Source organism: Mycobacterium sp., from assembly GCF_049280035.1.
Lineage (GTDB): Bacteria > Actinomycetota > Actinomycetes > Mycobacteriales > Mycobacteriaceae > Mycobacterium.
Genome location: NZ_JBAPPI010000875.1, coordinates 1 through 2,586 on the forward strand (window position 1 = coordinate 1; position 2,586 = coordinate 2,586).

Genomic DNA, 2,586 nt, shown 5'->3' on the forward strand with positions numbered 1-2,586 from the left:
CCGTACGCCACGGCATCGAGCGCCCCGATCGTCGAAAGTGATATCGCCGACGTGGCCGTCCGCGCGTTGCTCGCCGATGATCTTGTCGGCCAAAAGATTCCGCTGACGGGGCCGCAATCCCTGACCAACATCGAACTGGTCGAGATCATTGGCGCCGTTCTGGGGCGGCCGCTGCAATACCAGGAGGTCCCAGACGAGCTTGTTCGTCAACGGTTTGTCGGGCTGGGTTTTCCACCCGAGTTCGGCGATGCCTACATCGCAATGCTGGCCACAACGATCGATGAACCTGCCGTAGTTGCCGATGGCGTGCAACAGATCCTGGGCCGGCCCGCGCAATCGTTCGAGCAATGGGTCGTCGAGCACAAGAGCATATTCACCGACTAGCTCATCCCACAGTCACTGCACCGGAATACGAAGGAGATGTGATGTCCAACCCGAAGCCACCTCGCTGGCTAAAGCCGATGAACAAGTTCATGATCGCGGTGCAAAAACTAGGCGTACCAACAGGACCGCCGATGGTTTTGACGGTGCCGGGCCGCAAAACAGGTCGACCACGCAGCACGCCGATGACACCATTCAGCCTCGACGGGCAGCTTTATGCCGTGGCGGGGTTCCCGGATGCTGATTGGGCAAGCAACGCGCGGGCTGCCGGCGTCGGAACCCTCAGCAAGGGCCGCAAGGCACGGCGCATCAGGATTACCGAGCTGACCGCCGAGCAAGCCCGCCCGGTGTTGCGCGTATATCCGATCGAGGTACCGGTCGGTATCGGCTTCCTGAAACGCTCCGGCCTCGTGCACCAGGGCACCCCGGAGGAAGTCGAGGCGTTGGCCGGTCGAATCGCTGTCTTCCGATTCGATCCAATCTCAGCGAACTAACCACCAGCAACCATGCACACCGCATACCTCGTCGTGACGATGATTGCCATTGCTATCGACGGATTTTCCGGCGTGAGCGCCCTCGTCCATTTCGCGCCGATCATTCCGCCCATGCAGCGGGCTGGAGTGCCGTTGTCGTGGCTGACATTTCCCATCGGCACGCTCAAGATCCTCGGCACCTTGGGACTTGTTGTCGGCCTGTGGACTCCAGTAATCGGTCTAGCCGCGGCAGCCGGGTTGACCGTCTTCTTCGTCTGCGCGGTATACACGCACGTGCTCGCCAACGACCTCTCCAGCCAGTTCGCATTCGCCGGGTTCCTGCTAGCCCTCAACAGCGCAACGTTCGCGCTAACCCTCGTCGCGCATCCGGCGATCAACTACCCCTAAGGTATTGCTTTTACGACACGGCGCTACATATTTTGTCTCCCATGGGTTTCGACGACACCGCGGTGAGCGAGCCAACGGCAAACGAGGATCTCTTCTCGACGATGCCGTTCAGCCGACTACTGGGGATTGAGGTCCTCGAGCAGTCACCGCAACGGGTTCGCGCACAGTTGGCCTGGTCACCTGAACGCTGCACCACAGGCGGCCTGATGCATGGGGGTGCACTTATGGGACTTGCCGATAGTGCAGGCGGCGTATGTGCTTTCTTAAACCTGCCTGAAGGCGCGGTCGGAACGAGCACAATCGAATCAAAAACCAATTTCCTGAGGGGAGTTCGAGAGGGCGTCGTCACCGCGACCAGCCGCGTGCTCCATCGAGGCCGCACGGTAATCGTGGTCGAAACTGAACTGTCCCAGGATGATGATCGCTTGGTCGGCAAAGTGACCCAAACGCAAACAGTGCTTCGCCCGGCGTAAACTCGCACCAGCCATATTCCGGCCTTTTCGCCCTCGTAGCTCAGGGGATAGAGCACGGCTCTCCTAAAGCCGGTGTCACAGGTTCGAATCCTGTCGGGGGCACTCACTGTCGGGGGCACTCACTGTCGATGCAGGTCAGCGGTGGTTTTCAGGTGCCCGCCGACTGGTGTTGGCTTGTTCTGGTCGGTGCCTTGGTCGGTAATGGTTGGCATCAGATGACGCACCGTGGCTGGCGATAGTCAATCGGGCGTCAAGTCTGGAAGCGATATCGTCCAGATCTGTCGGAAACAGACCCGCGTCCTGGTTCAGCGTCGTCGCCGCTGATTCGTGGCTCGACGCGCTCAACTGAAGAACATCAACGTAATCCGCCGGTGATCGGTCGTTGTGGAATCGCTGTTATGTGGCCGGATCAGCATTCTGGGTCGACCGAATCATTGAGGATTTACCGGGGCCGAATCATGGCGTTTTCCCTCTCGGTCTGCGCTTCGGAGCGTTGAATATAGGCCGCTTCGCGGACTGCGTCCTCAGTCTCCAGAGCCGCACCCAGGGCACCCCCAATCATCGCCAACGAGCAAGTCAACCAAGCTAGTTCGAAGTAATCTCCCAGGGAGACAGGGTGGCCGACGGCGCTGCGGAAAACTTGCGGCACTACAAACCAGAACGCCGCAACCAGCGCCAGCAGATACAGAGCTGCATACAGCACGGTCACGCCAATGACGACCGTCACCACGGTCGCAATGTTGAACAACAGCACCTGCTTGCGCACTCCTGGCGCGAGGGTGCGCTCCCATAGCTCAGCCCCGATGATCAAGGTCGCTGCGGTAGCACCCACCGATAAGAGACCCGTACCG

At 60.0% G+C, this 2,586-nt stretch carries 3 protein-coding genes, 1 tRNA gene and 2 pseudogenes; 5 read left to right on the top strand and 1 reads right to left on the bottom strand.

What is annotated here, in order from left to right:
• From WAN71_RS27835 to WAN71_RS27855, 5 genes and pseudogenes are all read left to right on the top strand, one after another.
• Nucleotides 1–384, top strand: a pseudogene (locus WAN71_RS27835) (nucleoside-diphosphate sugar epimerase); the annotation flags it as partial.
• A gap of 41 nt (nt 385–425) precedes the next feature.
• Nucleotides 426–875 carry a nitroreductase/quinone reductase family protein gene (locus tag WAN71_RS27840; RefSeq protein WP_422228413.1) on the top strand — a complete coding sequence of 150 codons (450 nt, stop codon included), beginning with the start codon at nt 426–428 and terminating at the stop codon, nt 873–875.
• A 12-nt stretch (nt 876–887) separates the two neighbouring features.
• Nucleotides 888–1,262 (top strand): DoxX family protein, encoded by a 375-nt coding sequence (locus WAN71_RS27845; protein WP_422228414.1) that lies wholly within the window; start codon nt 888–890, stop codon nt 1,260–1,262.
• A gap of 41 nt (nt 1,263–1,303) precedes the next feature.
• Nucleotides 1,304–1,735, top strand: a complete 432-nt coding sequence (locus WAN71_RS27850; protein ID WP_422228415.1) for a PaaI family thioesterase — start codon at nt 1,304–1,306, stop codon at nt 1,733–1,735.
• Between the two features lie 29 nt (nt 1,736–1,764).
• Nucleotides 1,765–1,837, top strand: a tRNA-Arg gene (locus tag WAN71_RS27855).
• 340 nt (nt 1,838–2,177) lie between these two features.
• Here WAN71_RS27855 and WAN71_RS27860 read toward each other — a convergent pair.
• Nucleotides 2,178–2,586 (bottom strand): annotated as a pseudogene (locus tag WAN71_RS27860) (hypothetical protein); the annotation flags it as partial.

Bases quoted from the DNA above. Each gene is read 5' to 3' on its own strand.
- WAN71_RS27840 (WP_422228413.1), top strand. From the start codon at position 426: ATGTCCAACCCGAAGCCACCTCGCTGGCTAAAGCCGATGAACAAGTTC.
- WAN71_RS27845 (WP_422228414.1), top strand. From the start codon at position 888: ATGCACACCGCATACCTCGTCGTGACGATGATTGCCATTGCTATCGAC.
- WAN71_RS27850 (WP_422228415.1), top strand. From the start codon at position 1,304: ATGGGTTTCGACGACACCGCGGTGAGCGAGCCAACGGCAAACGAGGAT.